This is a genomic window from Paludisphaera sp. (assembly GCF_037189885.1).
Classification (GTDB): Bacteria; Planctomycetota; Planctomycetia; order Isosphaerales; family Isosphaeraceae; genus Paludisphaera.
The window spans coordinates 186,838-212,939 of sequence record NZ_JBBCIR010000010.1 but is presented as its reverse complement, the minus strand read 5'-3'; the positions used below and the strand labels follow the sequence as shown (position 1 = coordinate 212,939).

At 70.6% G+C, this 26,102-nt stretch carries 22 protein-coding genes and 1 tRNA gene; 15 read left to right on the top strand and 8 right to left on the bottom strand.

Going from position 1 to position 26,102, the window contains the following annotated elements; translation table 11 throughout:
• The first annotated feature begins 78 nt into the window (after positions 1 to 78).
• Both gnd and WG209_RS04965 read left to right on the top strand, forming a co-directional pair.
• Positions 79 to 1,545 (top strand): decarboxylating NADP(+)-dependent phosphogluconate dehydrogenase, encoded by a 1,467-nt coding sequence (gnd, locus tag WG209_RS04970; RefSeq protein WP_337173902.1) that lies wholly within the window; start codon positions 79 to 81, stop codon positions 1,543 to 1,545.
• 217 nt (positions 1,546 to 1,762) lie between these two features.
• Positions 1,763 to 1,972 carry a carbon storage regulator gene (locus WG209_RS04965; RefSeq protein ID WP_337173901.1) on the top strand — a complete coding sequence of 70 codons (210 nt, stop codon included), beginning with the start codon at positions 1,763 to 1,765 and terminating at the stop codon, positions 1,970 to 1,972.
• Between the two features lie 1,135 nt (positions 1,973 to 3,107).
• On the opposite strand, the gene WG209_RS04960 is transcribed toward WG209_RS04965, so the two are convergent.
• Positions 3,108 to 3,842 carry a hypothetical protein gene (locus WG209_RS04960; protein ID WP_337173900.1) on the bottom strand — a complete coding sequence of 245 codons (735 nt, stop codon included), beginning with the start codon at positions 3,840 to 3,842 and terminating at the stop codon, positions 3,108 to 3,110.
• Between the two features lie 148 nt (positions 3,843 to 3,990).
• On the opposite strand from WG209_RS04960, the gene WG209_RS04955 reads away from it, so the two are divergent.
• Positions 3,991 to 4,338: a P-II family nitrogen regulator gene (locus tag WG209_RS04955; RefSeq protein ID WP_337173899.1), complete on the top strand. Its 348-nt coding sequence runs from the start codon at positions 3,991 to 3,993 to the stop codon at positions 4,336 to 4,338.
• A 20-nt stretch (positions 4,339 to 4,358) separates the two neighbouring features.
• On the opposite strand, the gene WG209_RS04950 is transcribed toward WG209_RS04955, so the two are convergent.
• The gene (locus WG209_RS04950; protein WP_337173898.1) at positions 4,359 to 5,189 is read right to left on the bottom strand and encodes a S24 family peptidase; all 831 of its coding nucleotides are present in this window, start codon (positions 5,187 to 5,189) and stop codon (positions 4,359 to 4,361) included.
• 185 nt (positions 5,190 to 5,374) lie between these two features.
• Positions 5,375 to 6,016, bottom strand: a complete 642-nt coding sequence (locus tag WG209_RS04945; protein ID WP_337173897.1) for an FHA domain-containing protein — start codon at positions 6,014 to 6,016, stop codon at positions 5,375 to 5,377.
• A gap of 297 nt (positions 6,017 to 6,313) precedes the next feature.
• Here WG209_RS04945 and WG209_RS04940 point away from each other — a divergent pair.
• The 4 genes from WG209_RS04940 (at position 6,314) to WG209_RS04925 (ending at position 9,445) form a co-directional block, all read left to right on the top strand.
• A tRNA-Gly gene (locus WG209_RS04940) sits at positions 6,314 to 6,385 on the top strand.
• 102 nt (positions 6,386 to 6,487) lie between these two features.
• A complete protein-coding gene (gene tig, locus WG209_RS04935; RefSeq protein ID WP_337173896.1) occupies positions 6,488 to 7,972 on the top strand; it encodes a trigger factor in 1,485 nt (494 codons plus the stop codon).
• A 110-nt stretch (positions 7,973 to 8,082) separates the two neighbouring features.
• Positions 8,083 to 8,733, top strand: coding sequence for an ATP-dependent Clp protease proteolytic subunit (locus tag WG209_RS04930; RefSeq protein WP_337173895.1), 651 nt, complete (start codon positions 8,083 to 8,085; stop codon positions 8,731 to 8,733).
• A gap of 88 nt (positions 8,734 to 8,821) precedes the next feature.
• Positions 8,822 to 9,445 (top strand): ATP-dependent Clp protease proteolytic subunit, encoded by a 624-nt coding sequence (locus WG209_RS04925; RefSeq protein ID WP_337173894.1) that lies wholly within the window; start codon positions 8,822 to 8,824, stop codon positions 9,443 to 9,445.
• 253 nt (positions 9,446 to 9,698) lie between these two features.
• Here the strand turns inward: WG209_RS04925 and WG209_RS04920 are convergent, their stop codons facing one another.
• From WG209_RS04920 to WG209_RS04905, 4 genes are all read right to left on the bottom strand, one after another.
• On the bottom strand, positions 9,699 to 10,310 hold the full coding sequence (locus tag WG209_RS04920) for a MarR family transcriptional regulator (protein ID WP_337173926.1): 612 nt from the start codon (positions 10,308 to 10,310) through the stop codon (positions 9,699 to 9,701).
• Between the two features lie 126 nt (positions 10,311 to 10,436).
• Positions 10,437 to 11,042, bottom strand: a complete 606-nt coding sequence (gene msrB / locus WG209_RS04915; protein WP_337173893.1) for a peptide-methionine (R)-S-oxide reductase MsrB — start codon at positions 11,040 to 11,042, stop codon at positions 10,437 to 10,439.
• A 25-nt stretch (positions 11,043 to 11,067) separates the two neighbouring features.
• Entirely contained in the window at positions 11,068 to 12,570 is a 1,503-nt protein-coding gene (locus tag WG209_RS04910; protein ID WP_337173892.1) for an aldehyde dehydrogenase family protein, read from the bottom strand.
• Positions 12,571 to 12,660: 90 nt separating this feature from the next.
• The gene (locus tag WG209_RS04905; RefSeq protein WP_337173891.1) at positions 12,661 to 16,296 is read right to left on the bottom strand and encodes a protein kinase; all 3,636 of its coding nucleotides are present in this window, start codon (positions 16,294 to 16,296) and stop codon (positions 12,661 to 12,663) included.
• Positions 16,297 to 16,556: 260 nt separating this feature from the next.
• Here WG209_RS04905 and WG209_RS04900 point away from each other — a divergent pair, with 260 nt between their 5' ends.
• The 8 genes from WG209_RS04900 to WG209_RS04865 all read left to right on the top strand — a co-directional run bounded on the left by WG209_RS04900 (position 16,557) and on the right by WG209_RS04865 (position 25,067).
• Positions 16,557 to 17,939 (top strand): Gfo/Idh/MocA family oxidoreductase, encoded by a 1,383-nt coding sequence (locus tag WG209_RS04900; RefSeq protein ID WP_337173890.1) that lies wholly within the window; start codon positions 16,557 to 16,559, stop codon positions 17,937 to 17,939.
• 172 nt (positions 17,940 to 18,111) lie between these two features.
• On the top strand, positions 18,112 to 19,050 hold the full coding sequence (argB, locus tag WG209_RS04895) for an acetylglutamate kinase (RefSeq protein ID WP_337173889.1): 939 nt from the start codon (positions 18,112 to 18,114) through the stop codon (positions 19,048 to 19,050).
• Positions 19,051 to 19,153: 103 nt separating this feature from the next.
• Positions 19,154 to 20,368, top strand: coding sequence for an aspartate aminotransferase family protein (locus WG209_RS04890; RefSeq protein WP_337173888.1), 1,215 nt, complete (start codon positions 19,154 to 19,156; stop codon positions 20,366 to 20,368).
• Between the two features lie 23 nt (positions 20,369 to 20,391).
• A complete protein-coding gene (gene argF, locus WG209_RS04885; protein ID WP_337173887.1) occupies positions 20,392 to 21,381 on the top strand; it encodes an ornithine carbamoyltransferase in 990 nt (329 codons plus the stop codon).
• 11 nt (positions 21,382 to 21,392) lie between these two features.
• Positions 21,393 to 22,094: a ribonuclease PH gene (gene rph, locus WG209_RS04880; protein WP_337173886.1), complete on the top strand. Its 702-nt coding sequence runs from the start codon at positions 21,393 to 21,395 to the stop codon at positions 22,092 to 22,094.
• Between the two features lie 192 nt (positions 22,095 to 22,286).
• Positions 22,287 to 23,336, top strand: a complete 1,050-nt coding sequence (locus WG209_RS04875) for a hypothetical protein (protein WP_337173885.1) — start codon at positions 22,287 to 22,289, stop codon at positions 23,334 to 23,336.
• Between the two features lie 133 nt (positions 23,337 to 23,469).
• The gene (gene rdgB, locus WG209_RS04870) at positions 23,470 to 24,123 is read left to right on the top strand and encodes an RdgB/HAM1 family non-canonical purine NTP pyrophosphatase (protein ID WP_337173884.1); all 654 of its coding nucleotides are present in this window, start codon (positions 23,470 to 23,472) and stop codon (positions 24,121 to 24,123) included.
• Positions 24,120 to 25,067 (top strand): zinc-dependent alcohol dehydrogenase family protein, encoded by a 948-nt coding sequence (locus WG209_RS04865; RefSeq protein WP_337173883.1) that lies wholly within the window; start codon positions 24,120 to 24,122, stop codon positions 25,065 to 25,067. Before rdgB ends, WG209_RS04865 begins: the two co-directional genes overlap by 4 nt.
• Positions 25,068 to 25,075: 8 nt before the next feature.
• On the opposite strand, the gene argC is transcribed toward WG209_RS04865, so the two are convergent.
• Complete coding sequence (argC, locus tag WG209_RS04860) at positions 25,076 to 26,095, bottom strand: N-acetyl-gamma-glutamyl-phosphate reductase (protein WP_337173882.1); 1,020 nt, start codon at positions 26,093 to 26,095, stop codon at positions 25,076 to 25,078.
• Between the last annotated feature and the right edge of the window lie 7 nt (positions 26,096 to 26,102).

Genomic DNA, 26,102 nt, shown 5'->3' with positions numbered 1-26,102 from the left:
CCGCGCGGCGGCCGGGAGATAGAATCACGCCTTCGACCGACAATTTCGCCCCGCCTGAACGATTGGGAATCGAAGCACATGGCCGCCATTCAGCCGACCGCGGACATCGGACTCGTGGGCCTCGCCGTGATGGGCGAGAACCTGGTGCTCAACATGGCCAACCACGGGTACACGGTGGCCGTCTACAACCGGACCACGTCCAAGGTCGACGCCTTCCTCGCCGATCGCGCCAAGGGGAAGCCGATCATCGGGACGCACACGGTCAAGGACCTGGTCGCCAACCTGAAGCGGCCCCGCAAGGTCATGATCATGGTGAAGGCCGGCGCGCCGGTCGACCACGTGATCGACGAGCTGATCCCCCTGCTGCAGCCGGGCGACGTCATCATCGACGGCGGCAACTCCCACTTCCCGGACTCCACCCGCCGCACCCGGGCCCTGAAGGAGAGGGGGATCCTGTTCGTCGGGGCGGGCGTCTCCGGCGGCGAGGAGGGGGCGCTCAACGGCCCCTCCATCATGCCCGGCGGCAACGCCGACGCCTGGCCGCTGGTGAAGCCCATCTTCCAGGACATCGCCGCCAAGGCCCCGGACGGCACCCCCTGCTGCGACTGGGTCGGGCCGGAGGGCGCCGGGCACTACGTCAAGATGGTGCACAACGGCATCGAATACGGCGACATGCAGCTCATCTGCGAGGCGTACTTCCTGATGCGCCGGCTGCTGAAGATGGAGCCCCCCGCGCTCCACGACGTCTTCGACCGCTGGAACAAGGGCCCGCTGGACAGCTACCTGATCGAGATCACCCGCGACATCCTCGCCCACAAGGACGAGGAGACGGGCAAGCCGACCGTCGACCTGATCCTGGACACCGCCGGCCAGAAGGGGACCGGCAAGTGGACCGTGATCTCCGCCTGCGACAACGGCGTCCCCCTGACGCTCATCGCCGAGGCCGTCTTCGCCCGCGCGCTCTCCGCCCAGAAGGAAGAGCGCGTCGAGGCGTCGAAGGTGCTGAAGGTCCACCCGACCTCGTACAACGGCAACCCCCAGACGATGGTCGACGGCATCGAGCAGGCCCTCTACGCCAGCAAGATCATCTCCTACGCCCAGGGCTTCGCGCTCATGCGGGCGATGGCCAAGGAGTCGGGCTGGGAGATCAACAACGGCGCCGTCGCCATGATGTGGCGGGGCGGCTGCATCATCCGCAGCGCCTTCCTCGGCCGCATCAAGGAGGCGTTCGACCGCGCCCCCGACCTCACGAACCTCCTGATCGACCCCTTCTTCGCCCAGGAAGTCGGCCGCGCCGAGCAGAGCTGGCGGCACGTCTGCGCCTCGGCCATCACCCACGGCATCCCCGCCCCGGCGATGACCTCCGCCCTCTCCTACTTCGACGGCTACCGCTCCGCCGAACTCCCGGCGAACCTGCTCCAGGCCCAGCGCGACTACTTCGGCGCCCACACCTACGAGCGGATCGACCGGCCCCGCGGCGAGTTCTCCCACACCAACTGGACCGGCCACGGCGGCACCACCGCCTCCTCGACCTACAACGTCTGACCCTCGCCCCAGCATCCAGGGCACCCATCCAACCCCCTCGCGACGCCGGCCCCGGCGTCGCGAGGTTTTTTTACGCGCCGCGCCGGCAAAAACCCAAAAATCGTGTCGGCCTTGGGGCCGGGATTTCGTCGTAACTGGTGACGGAGTAGTCAAGGACGCGAAGCACGACAAGCGAAGTTCGACACCCGGGCGGTTCAAGCGAGACAAGGAGGTCCCGATGCTGGTTCTCAGCCGCAAGCCCATGCAGTCGTTGGTGATCGACCAGGAAATCAAGATCACCGTCATCCGGGTCGAGGGGAATCAGGTCCGTCTCGGCATCGAGGCCCCGGGCCACGTCCGTATCCTTCGCGGCGAGTTGGTGGACGAATCCGAGCCGACGACGGAGTATTCCGAGATCCTCCTCGACCTGGCCTCCGCCGCCTCCTGAACGCCGCGCCGACGCCGACACCTCATCCCCATGGCCTCGCCCCGCTCTCCCCGCCCCACCGACGTCGGTGGCGGTCCCCTGGAATCGGCGGTGATAGCATCGTCGCGTGGGTCTGGCTTCGTTCGTCGCGACGCGACCACCGGGATTTCGACGCAACCTTAGATAGTCAAAACCCTTGGAATCGATCCGCCGTGGCTTCGTTCGTCATTCTCGAATGAGTTTCCGCTCATCGACCGGCTCGGCGGCGTTCGTCCTCATGACGCGACGAACAACATCCGCGTCCCCCGCGCAGCCCATCAAGCATGGTGTCCTCCACTTGATCTTGGGGGTCGCCAGGGTCCACCGCTTCGGATTTCTCCATCATGTAGTGCTACACAAAGCGGGCTTTGAGAATCGACCGGAGAAGATTTCTCGGGGGCTGGCTCGCAGAGTTGCTTCCAAGACGTTTGCAGCCAGGCATTTGCACCAATCGGATTCTTGGTGCATGGGCAGGATTTTCCTGCTGGCGTGACATCGATCGCTCCTGAAAGCGGAATGGCGGCTCGCCACCCTGCCGGGATCGAGCATCGACCCTTCGACGCGCTCGGGCGAGCCGCCACGAGCCGTCCTTCCTTCCCTGGTGGGGGAAGGTGCCCCACGCGGGCGGGCGAGGGGGGCGACCCAGGCCGTCGCCTCGCATCCCTCGCGAGTCGGGGGGTGCGACGGCGGCTTCCCCCTCACCCGGCTTCGGCCACTTTCCCCCACCACGGGAGGATGGGCGGGATCGGTCGACGCCGCCGTCACGCGGACGACCCGACGCTTGTCCGCGGGCCGACGTCTCGGGGGCAGGCAAGGTCGCGGGACAACTGTCACGCCGCCCTTCGGAACGCCGCCCCGAATTCCTGCCACTCGGCCCCCCGGCCGCCCCTCCGGCATCCAGTTGGAAGGCCATTCGGAAGAGGGCGTCCGCAAGGCCTTGGGGCACCGCGGGACCGACAGGCGATCCCGTGGGCGATCCGATCGGTATCGGGCCGGCGGCTCCCGGCGGGACATGTGCCGCGCGGTCGATGTGCGACGCGAGGCGCGCAAGGAAACCGGGGCCGCCGCGTGGGGCCCCGGTTCCGTGAGGTCGGGTCAGGTTGGCGCGAGTCGCGGGTCAGATCGGGGGGCCGGCCTCGCCGCCGCCCTCGGCCTCGATATCGTCCTCATTGCCGCCGCTGAACGCCTGGCGGGCGGCGTCGCCGACCAGGAAGTTCTCCAGCGTCAGGGCGATCTTCGGGGCCACGGCGTTCCTGTCCGACTTCAGATACTCGAAGATCAGCGCGACCTTCTGGGGCGAAGTCTTGGTGCCGTAGAGGTAGACCTGCATCTCCCTGGGGTCGCGGTCGACCGTCGCAGTCCGGAAGGTGTTGCTCACTCGCCGGTACCGGACCTGCTTCGTCTCCTCCTTGAACTGCGCCTGGTCGATCTCCGAGCCGGTCGCGTTGCGGATCAGCTCGATGACCTCTTCGTTGAAGTCGCCGCGGGGCGGGGCCTCGGGCTGCGCCGGGTCCCCCTTCTTCGCCGCCGCCTTGGGCAGGTCGACGCGGGCCAGGATGTGGAGGCTCTGCCTGTCGGCGTCCAGGAATGTGTTTTCCAGGTCGAACCGGCCGGGCTCGATCGCGGCGAACTGGAACGTCTGCGTCGGGCCGGCGAGGTTCTTCGGAGGCCGGATGTAGATCCCCAGCTCCTCCAGCCTCCCCTTGACCTCCGGCATCAGGTTCTCGTCCAGCCGCCTCTCATACTTCATGCGCTCCAGCGTCTGCTCGATGCGGTAGTCGTAATTGTTCATCCCGCAGCCGATCGCCAGGAGCGTCCCGAAGCTGATCAGCATCCCGCGCGCGCGTTTCATCAACGAAAGCCCCTCTCGTCTCGCCCCATACCGCTGGGCGACGCCCCCGGCGCGTTTCCGGGGGGCCGGGCCCGTGGTAATCTCAGAATCATAGTCCCCCGGCGCGGCCGACGCCAGGCGCCGCCGTGAATGCGGAGGAGGTCACGCGATGTCCGATCCCGACGACAGCGACCCGGGCTCCGCCCCGTTCCAGATCATCGCCCTGGTCAAGCCGTTCCGGGCCCAGGCGGTGCTGGCGGCGCTGCAGTCGGTCGAGATCCTGGGCGGCTTCGTGCGCGAGGCGATGGGGCACGGCCGGCAGAAGAAGCGCCTGCATCAATACCTGGGGAGCGAGTACAACGCCTCGTTCCTCCCCAAGGTGGAGCTGACCGTCTTCGTGGAGGGGCGCCACCTGGACGCCGCGCTTCGGGCCATCACCGAGAAGGCCCGGACCGGGCGCATCGGCGACGGCAAGATCCTGGTGCTGCGATGCGGGCCGGATCACCTGGCCTGGTGAGCGACGGCCGGCCGAAGGCTTCAGCGGGCCGCCTCGATCCAGAGGACGCGACGGATGGGCGGGGGCTCGTCGGCGTCGAGGTCGACGCGCACCGGCCGTTCCCGCGGGTCCTCGGCGCGGAGCACCCCGTGATCGCCGCGGTCCTCGAACCAGCGGACGATCGCCTCCCCGTCGACCCGCGCGACGACCATCCGGCCGTCCAGCGAGGCCGGGGGCTCCCCCGCGGGGGCGTAGGCGATCAGCGTCCCTCGGGCCAGCACCGGGGCCATCGAATCGTCGGGCGTGGGGAGGCATCGGCCGTCGCGACGGGCGTCGAGCCACTCCCGCTCGCCCCGGCCGCCGTCGGCCCGGAGCATGTCGCGATCGAGCCGGGGCGACGCCGGGGGGGCGTCGGTCGCCCGCTCGTCGGGGAGGGCCTCGGGGAGGCCGTCGGGCCGGCCCCCCACCGCCCGCTCCGCCTCGACGAACCGCGCGGTCGCGATCCCGAGCTCGGGGGGGGCGTTGCCTTCCAGGATCTCCAGGGCGGTGCGCAGCAGCGCCCCGACCGCGCGGCTGGGCCGCGACGGCTCGCTCTCGTGGTCGCGACGGGGCTCGGGCTGGAACTTCGGCCCCTTGCCGTGGAGGAGCCAGCCCGGCTCGGCCGAGGTCAGCTCGATGACCTTGAGGATGACCTCGGCGGGGACGGTCACCCCCCCCTCGTAGTTGTACCAGGTGCGGACCGGGATGCCGAGCTTGCGGGCCATCTCCGGCCCCCCTCGCTCGCCGAACAGTTCCAGCCGCAGGGCCGTCAGCCTCTCCGCGAGTTCGAGCTTCGCGCGCAAGGATTCCGGGAGGGTCTTTCGCCGAGCCATTCGAGGATCCTATCCACAACAGGAGGCCAACGATCGATCGTCGAGGAAACACCGCAAACGGCACGAACCATACGGAATGGCACCGTGGGGCCATTTATAGCAGATGCGAGGGCGTTGGCCAAGACGGATTTCGGCCGGTTGATAAAGTTCAACATGCGCCCCCGCGACGGACGCGGCCGTTGGGGTCAATCCTCGTCGTCGAGCTTCAGGTCCATGAGGAACTGGGCGACGGCGTCGTCCTCGGGCACGGCCCCTCCCTCGCCGATGGAGGCGAGGTCGACCGTGGCGTCCTCGGAGGCCTCGGCGGCGGCCTTCTTCTTGGTCTTGGCGGGGGGGGCGTCGTCCTCCAGGGGGATGGCGTCGTCGGAGCCCCCCGGCAGGTCGCCGACGTCCCCCATCTGGAAGCCGTCCTCGTCGTCCTCCACGATGGCGACCTCGAAGTCGTCGGCCTCGTCGACCTCGACCGCGTCGACGACGTCCTGCTCGGAGGTATCCCCCATCGGGGTCGGGACGGGGGTCGCCGGGGCCGCGCCGCCGGCCGGGTCGACGCGGAGCGCGACGCCGCCGATGGAGATGACGTCGCCGACCTTCAGCGGCTGCTGCCCGAGGACGCGCAGGCCGTTGACGTAGGTGCCGTTGGAGGAGCCCAGGTCGCGGAGCATCAGCCGGCCGTCGGACTCGAAGATCTCGCAGTGGCGGCGGCTCACCTGCGACGAGCGGATCCGGATGACGCAGTCGTCGTGCCGGCCCACGCTGTTGACGCCGTCGATCAGGCGTAGGGCGGCGACGTCGCTCCGCCCCTTCAGGACCTGGAGTGTGTAGTTCATCGCGAATCGATCTCGGCTGCTATCGGGGCCGCGGGTGGGGGCGCGAGGGGGCCGGGGGACGACCGCGGGGCGCTCGCGCCTCCCTGACGAAAGTATAGCCTTGGGGCGCGGCGAGCAAATGGAAAACCGCGGCCCCCCCGCATCCCCCCCCTCCCCCGCCCGGGGGCGAATTTCGAGATTTCGGGGGCGGCCGCTTGCATTCCCCGCGAGGCCACGTATAGTAGGTCTACCGCCGACGCGAGGGACGTCAAACGCCCCTCACCCTGGTTGGCGGACCGGCCCACGCGGCCGAGTTTCGCGGGAGTAGCTCAGGGGTAGAGCACCACGTTGCCAACGTGGTTGTCGTGGGTTCAAATCCCATCTCCCGCTCTCTTGAATAGCCATCTGGGTTGGCGCTTTCGCTCGAGCGCGTCGGTTGCGTGTTGGCGAGTCAAGCCGCCCAGCCCGACGTGACCCGAGGAAACGCCTCTCATGACATCCGGCGAAGAGCTTCAGTCGACCCCCGTCGAGCCCACGGAAGCCGAGACGGTGCAGGCCGAGCCCGAGAAGCGGAAGCTCGAACTCGACGTCCAGATCGCGGACGCCGGCGCCTGCAAGAAGCATGTCACGATCACGATCCCTCGGGCGGAGATCGACCGCCAGTACGAGGAGTCGCTGGGGACCCTCCAGAAGGAGGCCCAGGTCCCCGGCTTCCGCGCCGGCAAGGCGCCCAAGACGCTCGTCGTGAAGCGGTTCAAGAAGCAGGTCGCCGATCAGGTGAAGTCGACCCTGCTGATGGAGACGCTGGACCAGGTCGACCGCGACTACCAGCTCAACCCCATCACCCAGCCCAAGCTGGACGTGGCCGCCATCGCCCTGCCCGACGAGGGTCCGCTCACCTTCGACATGGAGGTTGAGGTCCGCCCCGAGTTCGCGATCCCCTCTTACCAGGGCCTGAAGGTCAAGCGGCCGGTCCGGAACATCTCGGACAAGGACGTCGACCTCCAGTACGATCGCTTCCTGGAGCGGTACGCCCGCGTCGTCCCCCGCCTCGAGGGGGGCGCCGAGATCGGCGACTACGTCACGGCCGACCTCTCCTTCGTCCGCGACGACGGCTCGGTCATCAACGAGGTCAAGGAGATCCAGTTCCGGCTCCAGCCCGAGCTGCGTTTCCAGGACGGCCGCGTCCCCGAGATGGGGAAGGCCCTCGTCGGGGTCAAGCCGGGCGAGACCCGCGAGGCCGAGGCCGAGCTGGGCAGCGCCGTCTCCGACCCGGAGCTTCGCGGCGCCAAGGTGAAGGTCCAGGCGGTCGTCCACGACCTGAAGACGCTGGAGCCGCCCAAGGTCGACCAGGAGTTCCTGGACTCGATCGGGTTCGAGAGCGTCGACGAGCTGCGCGAGGCCGTCCGCGACGCCCTGGCCCGCCGGGTCGACTCGCAGCAGCGGCAGGCGGTCCGCCGCCAGGTGCTCGACGCCCTGATCGAGGCCACGCCGTTCGAGCTGCCCCCCGACCTGGTCTCCCGCCAGGAGAAGAGCACCGCCAACCGGCTCGTCATGGAGCTGCGCGACGAGGGCTTCTCCCCGGATGACATCCGCGCCCGCCAGGCCGAGATCCGGGCCAACGCCCACGAGATGACCCTCCGCTCGCTCAAGGAGTTCTTCATCCTCGCGAAGATCGCCGAGGCCGAGGACATCAAGGTCGAGGCCGAGGACCTGGAGGCCGAGATCGAGGCGATGGCCGAGCGCACCGGCGAGAACGTCCGCCGCGTCCGCGCCCGGGTCGAGAAGGAAGGGCTCGACGACGCCCTGGCGACCCAGATCTTGGAGCGCCGGGCCCTGGAGCACATCCTCAAGTCGGTCGAGTACGAGGATGTCGCCGTCGACGAGCCCGAGGTCGCCGTCGAGACCCTCGACGAGGCCGCGACCCCCGAGCGCGCCGACGCCGGGGAATCCGACGACGAGACCGCCCCGGCGTGACCCCGCCGTAGCGGACCCCCTTGAATTTCGGCCGCCGGCCCCTCCAATAGCATGTCGAGGAGAGGCCGCGCGGCCGTCTCGCCACCACTCGTCACCGAAAGGGACCGTCCATGGCCTTCGACCACCCGCTGGCGGAACCGAAGCTCCAGCGCCATCGCGACTACGCGCGCCAGAGGCAGATGACCCTCGGCGACCTGCTGCTCGAGAACCGGATCGTGTTCCTGGAAGGCGTGATCGACGACGCCGTCGCCAACGCGACGGTGATGAAGTTCCTCTACCTCCAGTACGAGAACCGGACGCAGGGGATCAGCTTCTACATCAACAGCCCCGGCGGCAGCGTCAGCAGCACGCTGGCGATCTACGACACGATGCAGTTCATCGAGTGCCAGATCGCCACCTACTGCATCGGCCTGGCGGCCTCCGGCGGGGCGGTGCTCCTGGCCGGCGGCAGCAAGGGCCGGCGGTTCTCGCTGCCGCACTCCAAGATCATGATCCATCAGCCTTACGGCCAGGTCGGCGGCCAGGTCTCGGACATCGAGATCCAGGCCGAGGAGATCATCAAGAGCCGTCAGGTCATTAACGAGATCCTCGCCCTCCACACGGGCCAGCCGATCGAGCAGATCGCCCGGGACACCGAGCGCGACCGCTACCTGACCGCGCAGCAGGCGAAGGAATACGGCCTGGTCGACGAGGTCGTCGGGCGCATCGGCGGCCTCAAGGGCGCCGACGGCGTCCCCGCCCCGACCCCCGGCACCTACTGATCCGAGATCCGTTCCGGGACGAGGACGAACTCCACCGCGGCGCCGGGCCCATCCGCCCGACGCGCCGCCTGTCCGAGGGCTCACACCGATGCCACTGGTTCCCATCGTCATCGAGCGCAGCGGCCGCGAAGAGCGGGCGATGGACATCTATTCGCGCCTGCTCCAGGACCGCATCATCATCCTGGGGACCGCGATCGACGACAACGTCGCCAACCTGGTCGTCGCCCAGATGCTGGTCCTGGCCCATCAGGACGCCAAGGCCGACATCCACCTGTACATCAACAGCCCCGGCGGCAGCGTCACCGCCGGCATGGCGATCTACGACACGATGCAGTGGGTCCCCTGCGACGTGGCCACCTACTGCATGGGCCAGTGCGCCAGCATGGGCTCGCTGCTGATGTCGGCCGGGGCCGCGGGCAAGCGGTACGCCCTGCCGAACAGCCGGATCATGATCCACCAGCCGCTCGCCGGCATGGAAGGGACCGCCACCGAGATCCTGATTCACGCGGAGGAATTCGTCCGCATGAAGAAGGCCCTCAACGACATCTACCGCAAGCACACCGGCCAGTCGCTGGAACGCCTGCAGCAGGACACCGACCGCGACCGCTTCATGTCGCCCGAGGAAGCCAAGGACTACGGCCTCATCGACCATGTCGTCGATCGCGCCCCGGCCTTCCCGACCCGGACGGCCGAGGAGCCCGAGAAGTCCTGAGCCTCGCGACGGGTCTCCCCGATCTCCGAAACGCCGCGCCTCCGGGCGCGGCGTTTTTTCGTTTCCGGCCGACGGGCATGCGACATCGAGACACACCGTCGGCCCTCGCCGGCCCTCCCTTCTCCCCTCGTGGGAGAAGGGAGGGGATTCGCGACAGGACCCCGCTTCGCGTTCATGCCCGAATCGGTGTCGGGTCGTCAGCCGGGCGGGGGATGGGACGCGCATCGTTCGCGCGATGGACCGACGCGCGCCGTCACTTCCGGGACGGGGTCGGGGGGGCTTCCTCTTCCTCGTCCAGCGGCTCGACCGAGTCCTCGGGGGCGAAGCCGGGCTTGGCGCCCTTGCCCCCCTTGGAGAAGAGTTTCGCGATGATGGTCCCGCCGCGGAATAGGCGGAGCATGGCCGGTGTCGGCAGGTTCTCGATATGGCCATACCAGTCTGTGACCATCTTCGTGAAGGCGAGCATCTTGTTGAGCTGCTCGCGGGTGTAGGCCTCCGCGTCGCCCCCCGCCTCGGCCTCCTCGATGCAGTGCTCCAGCAACGAGATGGTCGGGTCCATCTCGCGGCGGCGGCGCTCGGCCATGATGACGCGGAACGTGTCCATCACGTCCTTCAGGGCCTCGAAGCGGTCGCGACGGTCGCCGATGATGTGGACCCGGCGCACCACGCCCCAGGTGATCAGCTCGCGGAGGCTCGTCGAGACGTTCGACCGGCTCACGTCCAGCAGCGAGCTGATCTCCTCCGCGTCCAGCGCGGTCGGGGCGATGAACAGCAGGGCGTGGACCTGGGCCATCGTGCGGTTGATGCCCCAGGCCTGGCCCATCTCGCCCCAGTGGAGCACGAACTTCTGCGCGGCAGGCGTCATTTCCACGATAGATCACCGCTCCGTCTGGTTGGACAGTTTCTACAGAAAACTTACAGCCTGTGAAACGTCCGAACAAGTGGAAACGCGATGAAATTTCCGAAATCGACGTCGCCGTCGGCGTGGGCGTCAGGGTTTGCCGGCCTCCTCGGCGGCGGGCTTGGCGGGCTTGCGCTTCTGGAAGTCGATGGCGGCGGAGTTGATGCAGTAGCGGAGGCCGGTGGCGGTGGGGCCGTCCTCGAAGACGTGTCCCAGGTGGGAGTTGCACTTCTTGCAGAGGACCTCGGTGCGGGTCATGAAGAGGCTGTGGTCGGCCTCCTCCTGGATCTCCTTGTCGCCGACCGGCTTGTCGAAGCTGGGCCAGCCGCAGTCGGAGTCGAACTTGGAGGACGAGTCGAACAGGGGGGTGCCGCAGCCGCCGCAGCGGTAGACGCCGTCCTCGCGGTGGTTCCAGTACTTGCCGGTGAAGGCGCGCTCGGTCCCCTTCTCGCGGAGGATGCGGTACTGCTCCGGGGTGAGCTTCTTGCGCCACTCTTCCTCGGTCCTGGGGATGTCGGCCGTTGGGGTCTCGTCTGGGGTGGGCATGTCCTTGGCGGTCTCCTTGGTGGGGGCGGCCTTCGGCTTCGGCGCCTGGTCGACGGGCTTGTCGTCCTGGTAGCCGGCGAAGGCCGCGAAGGCCAGGGTCGCGACGATGGCGGGGACGAGCAGCGCGGCGAGCATCTTCCGGTCGTTCATGAGAATTGGTCCTCCTGGCCGCATTTTACGCGCGGGGATGGAAGAGGAGGCGGTAAAACCGCAGGAAGCCGGCGACGAGCCGACCGTCGCCGTAGGGGAAGAGTTGGGGGCGGAAGCCTCCCGCCCGACGGGTGAACAGGACCTGGGGGGCGACGAACTCCCGGAGGCCGATCGCGCCATGGGTCCGGCCATGGCCGCTGGCCTTGAAGCCGCCGAACGGCGCCGCGGCCGAGGCGGCGGGCGTGACGGCCTCGTTGACGCCGACCGTCCCGGCGGTCACCCGGCGCGCCACGTCGCGGGCGGCGGCTCGGTCGGAGCCCCAGACGCTCGCGGCGAGCGCCATGTCGGCGTCGTTCGCCGCGGCGACGGCCGCGTCGGCGTTTTCGAACCCCCGGACCAGCACGACCGGGCCGAACGCCCCCTCCAGGGCCCGTTCCGACTCCGGGGTCCGGCCCAGCAGGACCGTCGGTTCGTAATAGCATCCGGCACCTTCGATCGCCCGGCCGCCGGCGAGCACCTCGGCGCCGGCGTCGACGGCCGCGCGGATCGTCGCGTGGAAATGGTCGCGGGCGGCGGGGTCGATCATCGGGCCGACGTCCACGCCGGGGTTGCTCGGGTCGCCGACCACGAGGCGCCCGGCGGCATCGGCCAGCGAGCGCGCCCAGGGCTCGGGGTCGCCGACGACCAGCACGCGTTTGACCGCCACGCAGGTCTGGCCGCAACCGACGAACGCCCCCCATAAAAGGGCGCGGGCCGTTGAATCCCTCGGCGCGTCGGGGAGGACGATGGCCGGGTCGTAGCCCGACAGCTCCGCGACGGCCGGCACGCCCCGGGCGGCGGCCGCCTGGAGCACCTTCCGCCCCGTCGCCACGCCGCCGGTGAACAGCACCTTGTCGATGGGGGCCTCCAGCAACGCGGCGCCGACGTCCCCCCTGCCCCGCAAGGTCGCGACGAGCCCCTCTGGGAAGCCGGCCTCGTCGAGGCTCGCTCGAAGCCGCTCGCCGGTCGCGACGGCCAGTTCCGACGGCTTCCACGCCACGCCGCAGCCGGCGGCCAGCGCGTGGGCGATCGGGCCGGCGTTGAGGAACAGCGGATAATTCCAGGTGCCGATCATCCCGACCACGCCCACGGGCCGCTGACGAAGGCGTCCAACGGGCATCATCAGCATGCGCTGCCACGAGGGGCCAATGCGTTCGTCGGCCAGGACCGACCCGGCGCGCTTGACGGTCCAGCGGAGGGCGTCGAGCGTGGGGACGACGTCGCCGGCCATGGCCTCGGGCGTTGGCTTGCCGATCTCGTCGCGGATCAGGTCGGCCCAGGCGTCGGCGTCGCGGGCGAGGATCCGCCGCCACCGTTCGATGGGCCGCCGGCGCTCTCGCCAGGGGAGTTCGGCCCAGGCCTCCTGGGCGCGACGCGCCCCGTCGACGAGCGCCGCCACGTCGCCCGGGGGCGTCGGCGCGACGCGGCCGACCTCGGCGCCGGTGGCCGGATTGCGGGTGACGAGGTCGGGGTCGACGGCGGTCGCCATGCGTGATCCTCCGGGGGGGCGTGGGCCGCTCCCCTGGGGGAGCATACCAGGATACGCCCCGCGCGCCCCGTCGGATCGGCGCGAGGCCGCTCACTCGGCCTTTTTCATCAACTCATCGACGCCCGACCAGAGGGCCTCCCATGCGGCCCGCTCGTCCTCGGGCAGGCCGGCGAGACGGTCGGCGTCGCGGATGCTCGCGAGGTCGGGGTCGCCCTGCCAATGGCGGAGGACCTTGGAAATCTCCTCCCGGGATTCGGGAGGGCCCGATCCCAGGAGCCTCGACCAGACATCCGCCTCGGACTTCAGCCAGGCGAGGGCCCGGCCGCGCAAGCGGACCTTCTCGGAATGGTCGGCCGGAGGGTCGACCCCCTTCCCGTCGGCGGCCAGGACGGCGGCGCAGGCGGCGTTGTAGGCGTGCAGCGTCCGACGGTCCTCGGCGAGGCCGGGCTCGGCGTCGAGCGCCTCGCCCCACAGCCTGGCGGCAAGGGCGAAGCGCCTCGTCTGGTAAGCACGCAAGCCTAGCTTCAGCCGCTCCGCGGCGTCCTTCGGGGCCTTGCCTTCCAGCACCCCCTTCAACTCCGGGTCGGCGACCGCCGGTCGGGGGTCGTCACGCCGGAATTCGGCCAGCTCGCGCTGTGCCCGCGCGAACCCTTCCGTGTCGCCACGTTCCTGCTCCAGGAGGAGCAAGGCTTGCAATTGGCGCTCGCGAGCCGTCAGGATCGGGGGGTTGGCGGGGCTGGCGGCCAGGGCCTTCCGGTGCCAGGAGCCGGACTCCAGCATCCGCTCGCGCGCCTCGTCGAGGCGAGCGGAGTGGATGTCGCACCCGGCAAGGTTGAGCAGGATGGCGCCGAGGGCGCTCGCGAAATCGGGAGAGCCCGGCTGGTCGCGAGCCAGGCGACGAAACGTCTCCTCGGCCTGCTCCAGGCACGCCCTGGCCTTGTCCACCCGCCCCGAGACGGCGTGCAGGACTCCGAGGTTGGCGTGGCAATTGGCCAGCAGGGCGTGGTGGGCGACGACGTCTGGGTGGTCGCGGGCCAGCCGCTCGCCAATCTCGATCGCGCGCCCGAACGCCGGCAACGCGTCGTCGGCCCGCCCCGAACCGTTCAGCAGCGAGGCGAGGCCGAAGTGAGCCTTCGCCAGGGCGGCGTGATGCCCGACGACGCCGGGCTGATCGCGGGCCAGCCGCTCGCCGATCTCGATCGCCCGCTCGAAGCACCTTCGCGCGTCGTCGACCCGCGCCGCGATCAGGAATTGCCAGCCGAGGGCGTCGCGAGCCGCCGCCAGCTCGGCCCGGTATTCGGGGACGTCGGGATGGTCTCGGGCCAGGCGCTCGCCGATCTCGGCCGCCCGCTCGACGGCCTCGACCCCCTCGGCGACCCGCCCCCCCTTCAAGTAATGAAGGCCGAGGTTCCTGTGGCTGGTCGCCAGGAAAGCCTGGCTCGCGGCCACGGCGGGCTGGGCCCGGGCGACGCGCTCGCCCAGCTCGACCGCCCGCTCGAACGCCCGCCGAGCGTCGTCGACCCGCCCGGCGGCGCTGAGCACGGTGCCCGAGTTGATCCGGACCCTCGCCATCTGGGCGTCGTAGCATGCGCAGGCGGCATGCTCGCGGGCCAGGCTTTCGGCGAGCTCGATCGCCCGTCCGTTGGCCTTGAGCGCCTCGTCGACGCGGCCGGCGTCAATGAGCAGGACGCCAAGGATGTCGTAAGCGGTCGATAGGTTGGCCCGATGGAAGACGACGTCGGGCTGCTCGCCCGCCAGGCGTTCGCCAACCTCGATCGCGCCCGCGAGCGCCGCCAGCGCCTCGTCGACGGAGCCGGTTCGCGCCAGCAAGGCACCGAGGTCGACTCGACCCCTCAGCAAAAGGGCCCGGTGGCCGACGATCTCGGGCTGCTCGCCCGCCAGGCGTTCGCCGATCTCGAGCGCGCGAAAGAGCGCCGCTCGCGCCTCGTCGACTCGGCCCGCGTTGCCCATCAGGCCCCCGAGGTAGGTCAGGGCGCTCGCCAGGCCGGCGTGGTGCCCGAGGACGTCTGGGCGGACGACGGCCAGCCGCTCGAGGATGTCCGCTGACTGCCGGAAGGTCCGAATCGCTTCCTCCTTGTCGCCGATCTGGTCGGTGAGAATGGCGTGCGCGCCGATGGCGTCCGCGAGCCGGAACAGCGTCTCGGGCCGGGGGGCGGCCTCGGACTGGAGGCGATCGCGGAGGCGACCGAAGAAGGACAACGGTTCCCGCAGCAACGCCTCGCGAAGTGGCCCCAGCGTGGGGTTAAACCTCAGCTCCGGGTTGGCGATGATGGCGTCGTTGAACCGCTTCACGGCGTCGATCGCCTCGGACTCGTTCGCCTCCGCCCGCTCGCGCTGGAGGTCCAGTTCCAGGTTGATGGCGGCGAGGCGGGCGTTGGCCCGCGACTGAGAGGCCACGAGAACGCCCAGAGCCGCGATGGCCACCAGTCCCGCCGCGCCGGCGGCGGTGACGCTGACGCGGTGGCGGGTCAGCCAGCGGATCAGGCCCCGAGTCCACGGCTCGGGATACGCCTCGACTCGCTCGTCCGCCAGCCAGCGCTCGACGTCCTCGGCCAGGGCCTTGGCGGAGGGATAACGCGAGGCCGGGTCGGCGGCCATCGCCTTCAGGACGACCGCCTCCAGCGCGGGGTCGATGGAGGCGTCGATGGCCCGAGGGGGCGGGAAATCACCCGCCCTCACCGCGACCAGCACGTCCGACGGCGGCCCCTCGAACGGGGCGCGGCCGGTCAGGAGGCAGTAGAGCGTCGCCCCCAGCGAATAGACGTCCGACCGCGGCCCGAGGCCCTCCAACTCGCCGCGGGCCTGCTCCGGGCTCATGTACGCGGGCGTCCCCATCGCCTGGCCGGGGATCGTCGCCGACCCGTCGCCCCCCGACGAGGTGGACAGGGCGCCCTCCGGGGAGCCGGGTTCGGAGACGCCCGTCGCCCTGGCGAGCCCCCAGTCGAGCACCAGCGTCTCGCCGTGCTTGCCGACGATCACGTTGCCCGGCTTGATGTCGCGGTGGATCACCCCCCGCGAGTGGGCGTATTCGATGGCCTCGCAGACGTCGGTGAACTTCTTCAGCAGCCGGCGGAACGCCAGCGAGCCGTCCGGCCCGGATGTCGGCCCCTCGTGGAACGCCTCGATCGCCTGGCGGAGCGACGCGCCTCGGACGAGCCGCATGGCGTAGAACGGCCGTCCGTCGCCCTGCCGGCCCAGCCCGTGGACCGGCACGATGCCGGGGTGCTCCAGGCGGCCGGTGATCTCGGCCTCGATCAGGAACCGGCCGCGGCTGCCCGGGTCGTCGGCGTGGTCCTCGCGGATCCGCTTGAGGGCCACCTCGCGGTTCAGCTCCGAGTCCAGGGCGACGTACACGACTCCCAGCCCCCCCTCGGCGTGGCGCCGGAGGATCCGGTAGCGGCCGGCCCCGGGAGTCGGGCCGGGCTCGACGGCAGGGCCGGACGAGGCGGGCGCGGGGCACGATCGAGTCCGGTCGGGGTCGGCCTCGGGGTCGGACTCGGTCGAGGCGGCGACCTCGGCCCGCGCGGCCAGGTCGGCCCGCTGGGCCTCGTCGAGGCACCCCATCGCGACCAGATGGTCGTCGATCGGGCGGGAATCGTCGACGAGCCAGGCGCGGAACGCGTCGACGAGCTGATCTCCCCGGATCAGGCCGGCCCGGAGGGCGAGGAGTCCGCGCGGGAGATGGGGGTCTGCCGACTGGCGCATCCGGCTCCCTCCAATCGACATGCACGAGAAATGGCGATGCCGCCGATGTTACCCGCGCGGCGGGCCCTGGGCCAGATTTTTCCGGACGAATGCGAATCATTCCGCCCAAGGGGGCCGGCCGGGGAAAATTGGATTTCTCTTTGAGAATCGCCGAAGCGAGGTTTATGATCCAGTTGCAAGGGTCCGGGCGTAGCGCCCCCTCCGATCCCTCCATCCTCTCCCCGCCCCTGCTTCCGACCGCAGACCTCAGGAGCGACGAAATGACCGATCCGAAGACGGGTGCCTCGCGCCGGGACTTCCTCAAGACGGGCGGCGCGGTCGCCGCCGCCGCGACGCTGGCGCAGGCCGCCTCCCCGCTGGTCCACGCCGGCGAGGACAACACGATCCAGGTCGCCCTGATCGGCTGCGGCGGCCGCGGCACCGGCGCCGCCGAGAACGCGCTGTCGACGCAGAGCGGGCCGATCAAGCTGGTCGCGATGGCCGACGTGTTCGAGGACAAGCTCAACGGCAGCTATTCGCAGCTGGAGAAGACGTTCAGCCCCGAGTCCGGGCAGCTGGACGTGCCGGCGGAGCGGAGGTTCCTCGGTTTCGACGCCTATCGCAAGGCGATCGACTGCCTGAAGCCGGGCGACGTGGCGATCTTCGCCACCCCGCCGGCGTTCCGCTGGCTGAACTTCGCCTACGCCATCGAGAAGGGCGTCCACGTCTTCATGGAGAAGCCCGTCACCGTCGACGGCCCCACCTCCAAGAGGATGCTGGAGCTGAACGAGAAGGCGATGGCGAAGAACCTGAAGGTCGGCGTCGGCCTGATGTGCCGCCACTGCAAGGCCCGCGGCGAGCTGATCGACCGCGTCCGCTCGGGGGAGATCGGCGACATCGTCACGATGCGGGCCTACCGCCAGACCGGCCCGGTCGGCGTGGCCTTCGTGCCGCCGAAGCCCGACGACATCAGCGAGGTCGCGTACCAGATCCGCAAGTTCCACGGCTTCCTGTGGGCCTCCGGCGGCTGCTACAGCGACTTCCTCATCCACAACGTGGACGAGTGCTGCTGGGTGAAGGACGCCTGGCCGGTCAAGGCCGAGGCCGCCGGCGCCCGGACCTACCGCGACGACTGCATCGACCAGAACTTCGACACCTACTCCGTCGAGTACACCTTCGACGACGGCTCGAAGTTCTTCCTGGGCGGCCGCAACATCGACGGCGTGAAGTCGGAGTTCGCCAGCTACGCCCACGGGTCGAAGAACTCGGCGGTGATCTCCACCAACTCGCACTCGCCGGCCAAGTGCCGCATCTACAAGGGCCAGAAGCTCGGGTCCCGCAAGGACCTGCTGTGGGCCTTCCCCCAGCCCGAGCCGAACCCGTACCAGCTCGAGTGGGACCACCTGGTCGAGGCGATCCGCAACGACCACCCGTTCAACGAGGTCGAGCGCGGCGTGAAGGCCAGCCTGGTCACGTCGATGGGCCGCATGGCCGCCCACACCGGCCAGGTGATCACCTACGACGAGATGCTGAACTGCGAGCACGAGTTCGCCCCCGACCTGGCCAACCTGACGATGGACGGCCCGGCCCCGCTGCAGCTCCTCCCCGACGGGAAGTACCCCATCCCGCGGCCGGGCATCGTCCGGGACCGCGAGTTCGGCTGATCCCGGCCGCCCCCCCGACGGGGCCACGGCGCGAGGGAGGCCCCGGGCGCGACCACGGTCGGCGCCCGGGGCCTTCGTCCGTCGGGCGACGGCCTTTACATCCGCGCCGGCGATCGCCAGAATGGCGGTTTGCTCCGGGGAGCGTTGTCCGTTGGCGGTGAGGGGCCGACCCGTGTACGAAGAGGCGATCCAGAAGGCCGAGGTCCTGATCGCGGCCCTCGGCTACATGCGCAAGTTCCACGGCCGGTTCACCGTGATCAAGGTCGGCGGGTCGGTCATGGAAGATCCCGAGTCGCTCCGCGCCCTGCTGGTCGACGTGGTCTTCATGCAGACGGTGGGGATGCGGCCGGTGCTGGTCCACGGCGGCGGCAAGGCGATCACCGCCGCGATGGAGCGGGCCGGCCTGGAGCCGCGCTGGGTCAAGGGCCGCCGCTACACCGACGACGCCACCCTGGAGATCGTCGCGCGCGTGCTGGCCGAGGAGATCAACGCCGACATCGCGCGGCACATCAGCAAGTTCGGCGGCCGGGCCTCCGGGCTGCACCACAAGACCCACCAGTGCCTCTACGGCCGCCGGCTGACCATGCCAGGCGACGACGGCGAGCCGGTGGACCTGGGCCGGGTGGGCGAGGTGACCGAGGTCGACGTCCTGCCGATCGAGAACCTCTGCCTGGCCGGCGTCGTCCCCGTGCTCCCCTCGCTGGCCGAGGACGAGGACGACGAGGAGAAGCTGCTGAACGTCAACGCGGACACCGCCGCCGCGGCGGTCGCGCAGGCGCTCCGGGCCGACAAGCTCGTGTTCCTCACCGACACCCCCGGCATCCTCCGCGACCGCGACGACCAATCCAGCCTGATCTCCGCGCTGACCCCCGACGAATGCCGCGACCTGATCCGCGAGGGGATCATCGACAGGGGGATGATCCCCAAGGTCGAGGCGTGCCTGAGCAGCCTGGAGGCCGGCGTGCGCAAGACGCACGTGATCGACGGCCGGCTGCGGCACTCGCTCTTGCTGGAGATCTTCACCGAGAGCGGCGTCGGCACCGAGATCGCCGTCGACGAGCACGCCGACCGGGCCTCCCCCGCCGGCAGGCGCCCCGTCGTCGTCCGCTGAACGGCCGGCCGGCCGGCCCCCACCCCGACCCGACCCTCGCCATCGCCGCGAAGGGGGGCGACGCGAGATCCCTCGCCCCCCCCTCGTCCCTGGAGCCCCCCCCTTGGCACACGCGCCGACCCCTCACGCATCCTCGCGGGAGACCATCGCCGAGTTCGAACGCTACGTCGTGCCGAACTACAGGCGCTACCCGGTCTCGCTCGTCCGCGGCGAGAACTCCTGGATCTGGGACGCCGAGGGGACGCGCTACCTGGACTTCTTCCCCGGCTGGGGATGCAACCTGATCGGCCACTGCCCCCCGCGCGTGGTGGAGGCCGTGCGCGAGCAGGTGGGCGAGCTGATCCACGTCCCGAACACCTGGTACATGGAGGCGCAGGGGCGGTTCGCCCGCGCCCTCTCCGAGCGTTCGTTCGGCGGCCAGTGCTTCTTCTGCAACAGCGGGGCCGAGGCCAACGAGGCCGCCATCAAGGTGGCCCGCGCCCACGGCGCGCCGAAGGGCAAGTTCAAGATCGTCACGATGGAGGGGGGCTTCCACGGCCGCACCTACGCCGCGCTGACGGCCACCGCGCAGCCCAAGTACCACGAGGATCTGGGGCCGATGCTCCCCGGCTTCGCGTACGTCAAGTACGACGACGTGGACGCCGTCGCCGCGGCGATCGACGACCAGACGGCCGCCGTGATGCTGGAGCCCGTGCAGGGCGAGGGGGGCGTCAAGATCCCCTCGGCCGACTACCTCCCCCGGCTCCGCGAGTTGTGCGACCGGACCGGGACGCTGCTGATCCTGGACGAGGTCCAGACGGGGATGGGCCGGACAGGCGAGTGGTTCGCGTACCAGCACTCGGGGGTCGTCCCCGACGTCCTGACCTGCGCCAAGGCGCTGGCCGGGGGGATCGCCGCCGGGGTGATGATGGCGAAGCCCGAGGTCGCCGCGTCGCTCCGGCCGGGGATGCACGCCTCGACGTTCGGCGGCAACCCGATCGCCTGCCGCGCCGGCCTCGCGACGGTGGAGACCATCGAGGCCGACGGCCTGCTGCCCCGCGGCGCCGAGATCGGCGAGCGGTTCCGCGCCCGCTTCCATGCCCTCCGGGACGAAATGCCCGGGAAGATTCGCGAGATCCGCGTCCTCGGGACGATGATCGGCCTGGACCTGACGTTCGACGCCTCGGCCGTCGTGGCCGGGTGCCTGTCGCGCCAGCTCCTGATCAACGCGACCCACGGCCACGTCGTGCGACTCCTGCCGGCCCTGACCATCGCCGACGAGCAGATCGACGCGGGCTGCGACATCCTTGCCGAGGTCTTGCGGGAGACGAACCCCTGAAAAGCTCCAAGCCACGCGGGTCGATGCGAACCCAACACCCCGTCGCGGCTCGCGACGACGAGAGCGACGGCCGGCCCCGCCCCTCGCATTTCCTGGATCTTCGCGGCCTGACCCCGGAGTCGGCCCGCGCCCTGCTCGACCGCGCCGCGGCGATGAAGGCGGGGGCGATCGGCGGGCCGCCGCTGGCGGGCAAGACGCTGGGCCTGGTCTTCGAGAAGCCGTCGCTGCGGACGCGCGTCAGCTTCGAGGCCGCCTGCACCCGGCTGGGCGGGAACTCCATCTTCATCCGGGGCAAGGACGCCGGCATGGGCGTCCGGGAGAGCGTGGCCGACTTCGCCCGCGTGCTCAGCCAGTACGTCGACGCGCTCGCCGTGCGGACGTACGCCCACGCGACGCTGGAGGAGCTGGCCCGGCACGCCACGATCCCGGTCGTCAACGCCCTCTCCGACGACGCCCACCCCTGCCAGGCCATGGCCGACATGCTGACGCTGGCCGAGCTGAAGCCCGCGCTCGCCGGCCTGAGGCTGGCCTTCATCGGCGACGGCAACAACGTGGCGATGTCGCTGGCCGAGGCCGCCGCCCTGCTGGGGGTCGACTTCGTGCTGGCCTGCCCTGAAGGGTATGAGTATCCGGAGCCCTTCGTCCGGGCGTTCGCCGAACGCTTCCCGGGCGCCGAGCTGGCCGTCGTCCACGATCCCCGGGCCGCCGCCGACTCGGCCGACGCCGTCTACACCGACGTCTGGGCCAGCATGGGGCAGGAGCACGAGGCCGACAGCCGCCGCGAGATCTTCGCCCCGTTCCAGGTCGACGAGGAGCTGATGGCCGCGGCGAAGCCCGACGCCGTCTTCCTCCATTGCCTCCCCGCCCATCGGGGCGAGGAGGTCACCTCCAGCGTCCTCGACGGACCCCGGAGCCGCGTCTTCCAGCAGGCGGCGAACCGCATGTACTTCCAGATGGCGCTGCTCGAATCCCTCGTCCGGGATCGATCGGCCGCCGAGCGCCTCCGCCCCTGAAAGAGATCCCCATGCCCCGACGCGACGGACGCAACGACGACGACCTCCGGCCGGTGACGATCGTCCCCGGCTTCGCCAGGAACTGCGCCGGGAGCGTGCTGTACACCTGCGGCGGGACGACCCTGCTGGTCACGGCCCAGATCGCCGAGGGGGTGCCTCCGTTTTTGGAGGGCAAGGGGGTCGGCTGGCTGACGGCCGAGTACGCGATGCTCCCCGGCAGCACGCCGACGCGGGTCTCGCGGCGGACCGACGGCCGGGCGACCGAGATCCAGCGGCTGATCGGCCGGAGCCTCCGCGCGGTGGTCGACCGCCAGGCGCTCGGCCCGTGGACGGTCCACGTCGACTGCGACGTCGTCAACGCCGACGGCGGCACCCGCACCGCGGCGATCACCGGCGCGTACGTCGCCGTGGCGCTGGGCCTCCGCAATCGGCTCGGCCCCGAGCGGGCCGCGGCGGTCCTCAAGGATTCGGTCGCGGCGGTGAGCGTCGGGATCGTCGAGGGTCGGCCCGTCCTGGACCTGGACTACTCCGAGGACTCCCGCGCCGACGTCGACGCCAACGTGGTCCGGCTGGGCTCCGGGGGGCTGGTGGAGGTCCAGGGGACCGGCGAGGGAGGCGTCTTCTCGCGCGCCCAGCTCGACGCCCTGATGGACCTGGCGGAGGCCGGCATCGACCGCCTTGGCGTCATCCAGCGCGACGCCATCGGGGGCTGATCGCGGCCGATCGCTCTGGGCGGGCCGGCGTGCTTCTGCTAAAGTCCCGCGCGTGTCCCGCCGGGGCCGCCACGAGGGCGAGCCTCGCCCCGCGCGGGGACCTTCGCGAATCACGTCATTGACTCGGGACGAGGGCCGCGGGCCCGCGCCACGTCCCGGCGGCCGATGATCCGACAAGGAGGGGGATCGTCCATGAAGAAAACCGTCGCAGCGCTGGCACTGGTCGCGGCCCTGGCGGGCGGGGCCGCCCGCGGCCAGAACATCCCGGAGCAGACCGTCGAGGTCATCCCGGACCTGACGAGCCCGGACCAACTCAAGGATCCGTCGGGCATCCTCCCGGACGACCCGATCGAGCCCTTCCTGCTCACCAAGCAGAACGGCCCGTTCATGGTCCTGGCGAAGACCTTCCGCGGGCCCGACTCGGATCGGCTGGCCCTGGCGCTGGTCAAGGAGCTGCGCCAGGAGCACGGGCTCCCCGCGTACATCCTGCGCACCAAGGACTGGCCGGGCCGCAGCAACATCCGCAACATCCCGCCGCAGGCCGACCCCCAGGTCGCGCGGGCGTCCGTCAACGTGCCGGAGAAGTACCGGACCTATGACGAGGCCGCGGTGCTCGTCGGCGACGAGAAGACCCAGGAGGCGGCGGTCAAGCTCCACCACAAGGTGAAGAAGATCAAGCCGAAGTGCCTGGACGAGGTCTCGTCGATCTTCCCCTGGCGCGAGGGCCTGAGCAAGGCGATCCGGACGACCAACCCCTACGCCGCCTCCCAGGACCTCTACCCGCACAAGGTCGATCGCCTCGTCGTGGAGATGAACTCGGGCGACGGCAGCATCGCTCGCTGCCCCGGCCAGTACAGCCTCCAGGTGGCCGAGTTCACCGGCCGCGCCACGTTCAACGAGAAGGACAGCGCCTTCCAGGGGCACCTGGCCCTGCTCAAGAGCCCGCTGCGCACCGCGGCCAGCGACGCCGAGAAGATGGCGAACGTGCTCCGCAAGGACAAGGACGTGGCGAAGCTCGGCCAGCCGATCTTCGTCTTCCACGACCGGACCTCCAGCAAGGTCTACGTCGGCTCGTTCAACGCCCCCGACGACCCCCAGGCCGGCGCCCTGCGCGACGCCCTGCTGAAGCTGGCCGTGCCGCTCATCGACGGCAAGTCGCGCTCGAAGACGGTCGACACCATGATCGTCCCGGCCGGCGCGCTGACGGACCTCGCCCCGATCAAGGCGAACTTCGTCAAGTGAACCGGGGGGAGGGGCCGCCGCGGGCCGCCCCCCCTTCCCCGCCCGACCGCCATCGGCGACAATGGCCCGCCGCCCCCCCGCCGCGAGGGGCGGCGGTTTCGCGTTTCATCCGGCCCCCATACGACGACCCACCATGAGCGATTCCCCCACGATCCGCCTCGTCCTCGGCTCGCGGAACGTCAAGAAGTGCCGCGAGATGGCCGAACTGATCGCCCCGCCGTGGGAGCGTCGGCCGTGGATGGACCGGGTCGTCATCGAGTCGATCGCCGCTCATCCCGAGGCCCCGGAGGTCGTGGAGGACGCCGACACGTTCGCCGGCAACGCCCGCAAGAAGGCGTCCGAGGGGGCGAAGGCGCTCGGGGTCTGGGTGCTGGCCGACGACTCCGGCCTGGCCGTCGACGCCCTGAAGGGGGCGCCGGGCGTCCTCTCGGCCCGATACGCCGGCGAGCCGAGCGACGACGCGGCGAACTGCCGCAAGCTGCTGGAAGCCATGGCCGACGTCCCCGACGAGCGCCGCGGCGCCGCCTTCCGCTGCGCCCTGGCGCTGGCCGACCCCGAGGGGCGGATCCGCCTGGAGTCCGAGGGTTCGGTCCGCGGTCGGATCATCCGGGAGCTTCGCGGGCCGGGGGGCTTCGGGTACGACCCCATGTTCCTGATCCCCGAGTACCACAGGACGTTCGGCGAGCTGTCCGCGCTGGTCAAGCACCAGTTGAGCCACCGCTCGCGGGCCTTCGCCCACCTGCGGCCGATGCTCGCGAAGCTGGTCGCCGAGACGGTCGGCGGTTGAGCCCGGCCGACGTGGACCGCGCCCTCTGGTTCCGACGCTTCGGCCCGCCGCTCGACGCGCTGACGCTGGAATCGGCGCCGGCGCGCCCCCGGCCGCCCGGCCAGGCGCGGGTTCGCATGGTCGCCGCGGCGATCAACCCGTCGGACCTGATCCCGATCACGGGCGCGTACCGCCATCGGGTCTCGCCGCCGAGGGTCGCCGGGTACGAGGGCCTCGGCGTCGTCGCGGAGGCGGACGACCCGAACCTCGTCGGCCGTCGCGTCCTGCCGCTCCGGGGCGATGGGACGTGGCGAACGACCGTCGACGCCGACCCCGAGCTGTTGATCCTTGTCCCCGACGACATCCCCGTCGACATCGCCGCGCGGGCCTACATCAACCCGCTGGCGGCGATGTTGATGCTGGAGGCCCATCCCGTCGCGGGGCGTCGCGTGCTGCTGACGGCGGCCGGCTCCGCCTGCGCGCGGATGCTCGCCGCCTGGGCGCTGGCCGACGGCGCCCGCGAGGTCGTCGCCGTCCACCGCTCGCCGATCCACCGCGCCACGCTCGCCGCGATCGGGACGACCCCGGTCGGCCAGGATGACCCGACGCTGATCTCGCGCGCCGCCCGATGCGACCTCGCGTTCGACGCCGTCGGCGGGCCGCTGGCCGACGCCATCCTCGCCGCCCTGCCCCGCCCGGCCGACCTCGTCTCCTACGGCCTCCTCTCGGGCTCGCCTTTCCGCCCCGTCGCCGGCGGCCCGACGCTCCGTCGCTTCCACCTGCGCGACCGCCTGGAAGGCGTCGCGAATGACGAGTGGCGCGGGTGGTTCGATCGGCTCTGGCCCCGGCTGCGACGGGCCGACTTCCTCCCCGACGTCCGCCCCTTCCCGCTCGACGATTGGCGCGAGGCTCTCGCGGCGTTCGACGAGCCGGGGAGGACGTTCAAGCCGATGCTGGCCTTCTGATCCGACGATCAGAGCAGCGCGGTGGTCTCCGGCAGGCCGAGCATGAGGTTGAGGTTCTGCACGGCCACGCCCGACGCCCCCTTCACGAGGTTGTCCAAGCACGCGAGGACGACGATCCGCCCCCGGACGACGCGGACGGTCACGTCGAAGAAGTTGGTGAAGGCCGAGTCCTTCGTCGCGGGGAGGCGGGTGACGACCCGGACGAACGGGGAGTCGGCGTAGAACGAGCGGAACAGGTCGATCAGGTCGTGCTCGGCCACCGGCTTTTTGGGCGTGGCGTAGATGGTGGCGAGGATGCCGCGATCCATCGGGATCAGGTGGGGCGTGAAGATGACCTCCACCGGCTCGCCGCCGCCGGCGACCGCCGTGAGCACCTGGTCGATCTCCGGCGTGTGGCGGTGCCGGCCGACGTTGTAGGCGGTCAGGCTCTCGTTGCACTCGGGGAAGTGCGTGGTCAGCTTGGGGGACCGCCCCGCGCCCGACACGCCGCTCTTGGCGTCGATGATGATCGACTTGCGATCGATCAGGTCTTGCGCGACCAGCGGCGCCAGCGACAGGATGCTCGTCGAGGTGTAGCAGCCGGGGTTGGCGATCAGACCGGCGGCGGGGATGCGGTCGCGGAACAGTTCGGGCAGGCCGTAGACGGCGTCGGCCAGCGCGGCGGGGTCGGTGTGGGCGTGGCCGTACCAGTCCTCGTAAACCTGGGCGTCGGTCAGGCGATAGTCGGCGCTCAGGTCGATCACCTTCACCCCGCGCTCGCGGAGCGACGGGACGATGGCCATGCTGGCCGTGTGGGGCAGGCCGAGGAACGCGAACCGGCAGCGCTCGGCCAGGCGGTCGGCGTCGAACGGCTCGCAGGCCAGGTCGATCCGGCCCGTCAGGCTGGGATGGAGCGCGTCCAGCCGCTCGTCCTGGCGCGAGGTCGCCATCGCGATCCGCGCCCCCGGGTGCCGCAGGAGGATCTGGATCAGCTCGCGCGCCGCGTATCCCGACGCCCCAACCACCGCCACGCCGACAGGTTCCGCCACGTCTACA

What these genes read in the sequence shown, in the direction of transcription:
- WG209_RS04925 (WP_337173894.1), top strand. Translation starts at nt 8,822, where the DNA reads ATGCCACTGGTTCCCATCGTCATCGAGCGCAGCGGCCGCGAAGAGCGG.
- argF (WP_337173887.1), top strand. Translation starts at nt 20,392, where the DNA reads ATGCGAACCCAACACCCCGTCGCGGCTCGCGACGACGAGAGCGACGGC.
- rph (WP_337173886.1), top strand. Translation starts at nt 21,393, where the DNA reads ATGCCCCGACGCGACGGACGCAACGACGACGACCTCCGGCCGGTGACG.
- WG209_RS04965 (WP_337173901.1), top strand. Translation starts at nt 1,763, where the DNA reads ATGCTGGTTCTCAGCCGCAAGCCCATGCAGTCGTTGGTGATCGACCAG.
- tig (WP_337173896.1), top strand. Translation starts at nt 6,488, where the DNA reads ATGACATCCGGCGAAGAGCTTCAGTCGACCCCCGTCGAGCCCACGGAA.
- WG209_RS04945 (WP_337173897.1), bottom strand. Translation starts at nt 6,016, where the DNA reads ATGAACTACACACTCCAGGTCCTGAAGGGGCGGAGCGACGTCGCCGCC.
- WG209_RS04910 (WP_337173892.1), bottom strand. Translation starts at nt 12,570, where the DNA reads ATGGCGACCGCCGTCGACCCCGACCTCGTCACCCGCAATCCGGCCACC.
- gnd (WP_337173902.1), top strand. Translation starts at nt 79, where the DNA reads ATGGCCGCCATTCAGCCGACCGCGGACATCGGACTCGTGGGCCTCGCC.
- WG209_RS04960 (WP_337173900.1), bottom strand. Translation starts at nt 3,842, where the DNA reads ATGAAACGCGCGCGCGGGATGCTGATCAGCTTCGGGACGCTCCTGGCG.
- WG209_RS04920 (WP_337173926.1), bottom strand. Translation starts at nt 10,310, where the DNA reads ATGACGCCTGCCGCGCAGAAGTTCGTGCTCCACTGGGGCGAGATGGGC.
- rdgB (WP_337173884.1), top strand. Translation starts at nt 23,470, where the DNA reads ATGAGCGATTCCCCCACGATCCGCCTCGTCCTCGGCTCGCGGAACGTC.
- WG209_RS04930 (WP_337173895.1), top strand. Translation starts at nt 8,083, where the DNA reads ATGGCCTTCGACCACCCGCTGGCGGAACCGAAGCTCCAGCGCCATCGC.
- WG209_RS04950 (WP_337173898.1), bottom strand. Translation starts at nt 5,189, where the DNA reads ATGGCTCGGCGAAAGACCCTCCCGGAATCCTTGCGCGCGAAGCTCGAA.
- WG209_RS04875 (WP_337173885.1), top strand. Translation starts at nt 22,287, where the DNA reads ATGAAGAAAACCGTCGCAGCGCTGGCACTGGTCGCGGCCCTGGCGGGC.
- WG209_RS04900 (WP_337173890.1), top strand. Translation starts at nt 16,557, where the DNA reads ATGACCGATCCGAAGACGGGTGCCTCGCGCCGGGACTTCCTCAAGACG.
- msrB (WP_337173893.1), bottom strand. Translation starts at nt 11,042, where the DNA reads ATGAACGACCGGAAGATGCTCGCCGCGCTGCTCGTCCCCGCCATCGTC.
- WG209_RS04955 (WP_337173899.1), top strand. Translation starts at nt 3,991, where the DNA reads ATGTCCGATCCCGACGACAGCGACCCGGGCTCCGCCCCGTTCCAGATC.
- WG209_RS04905 (WP_337173891.1), bottom strand. Translation starts at nt 16,296, where the DNA reads ATGCGCCAGTCGGCAGACCCCCATCTCCCGCGCGGACTCCTCGCCCTC.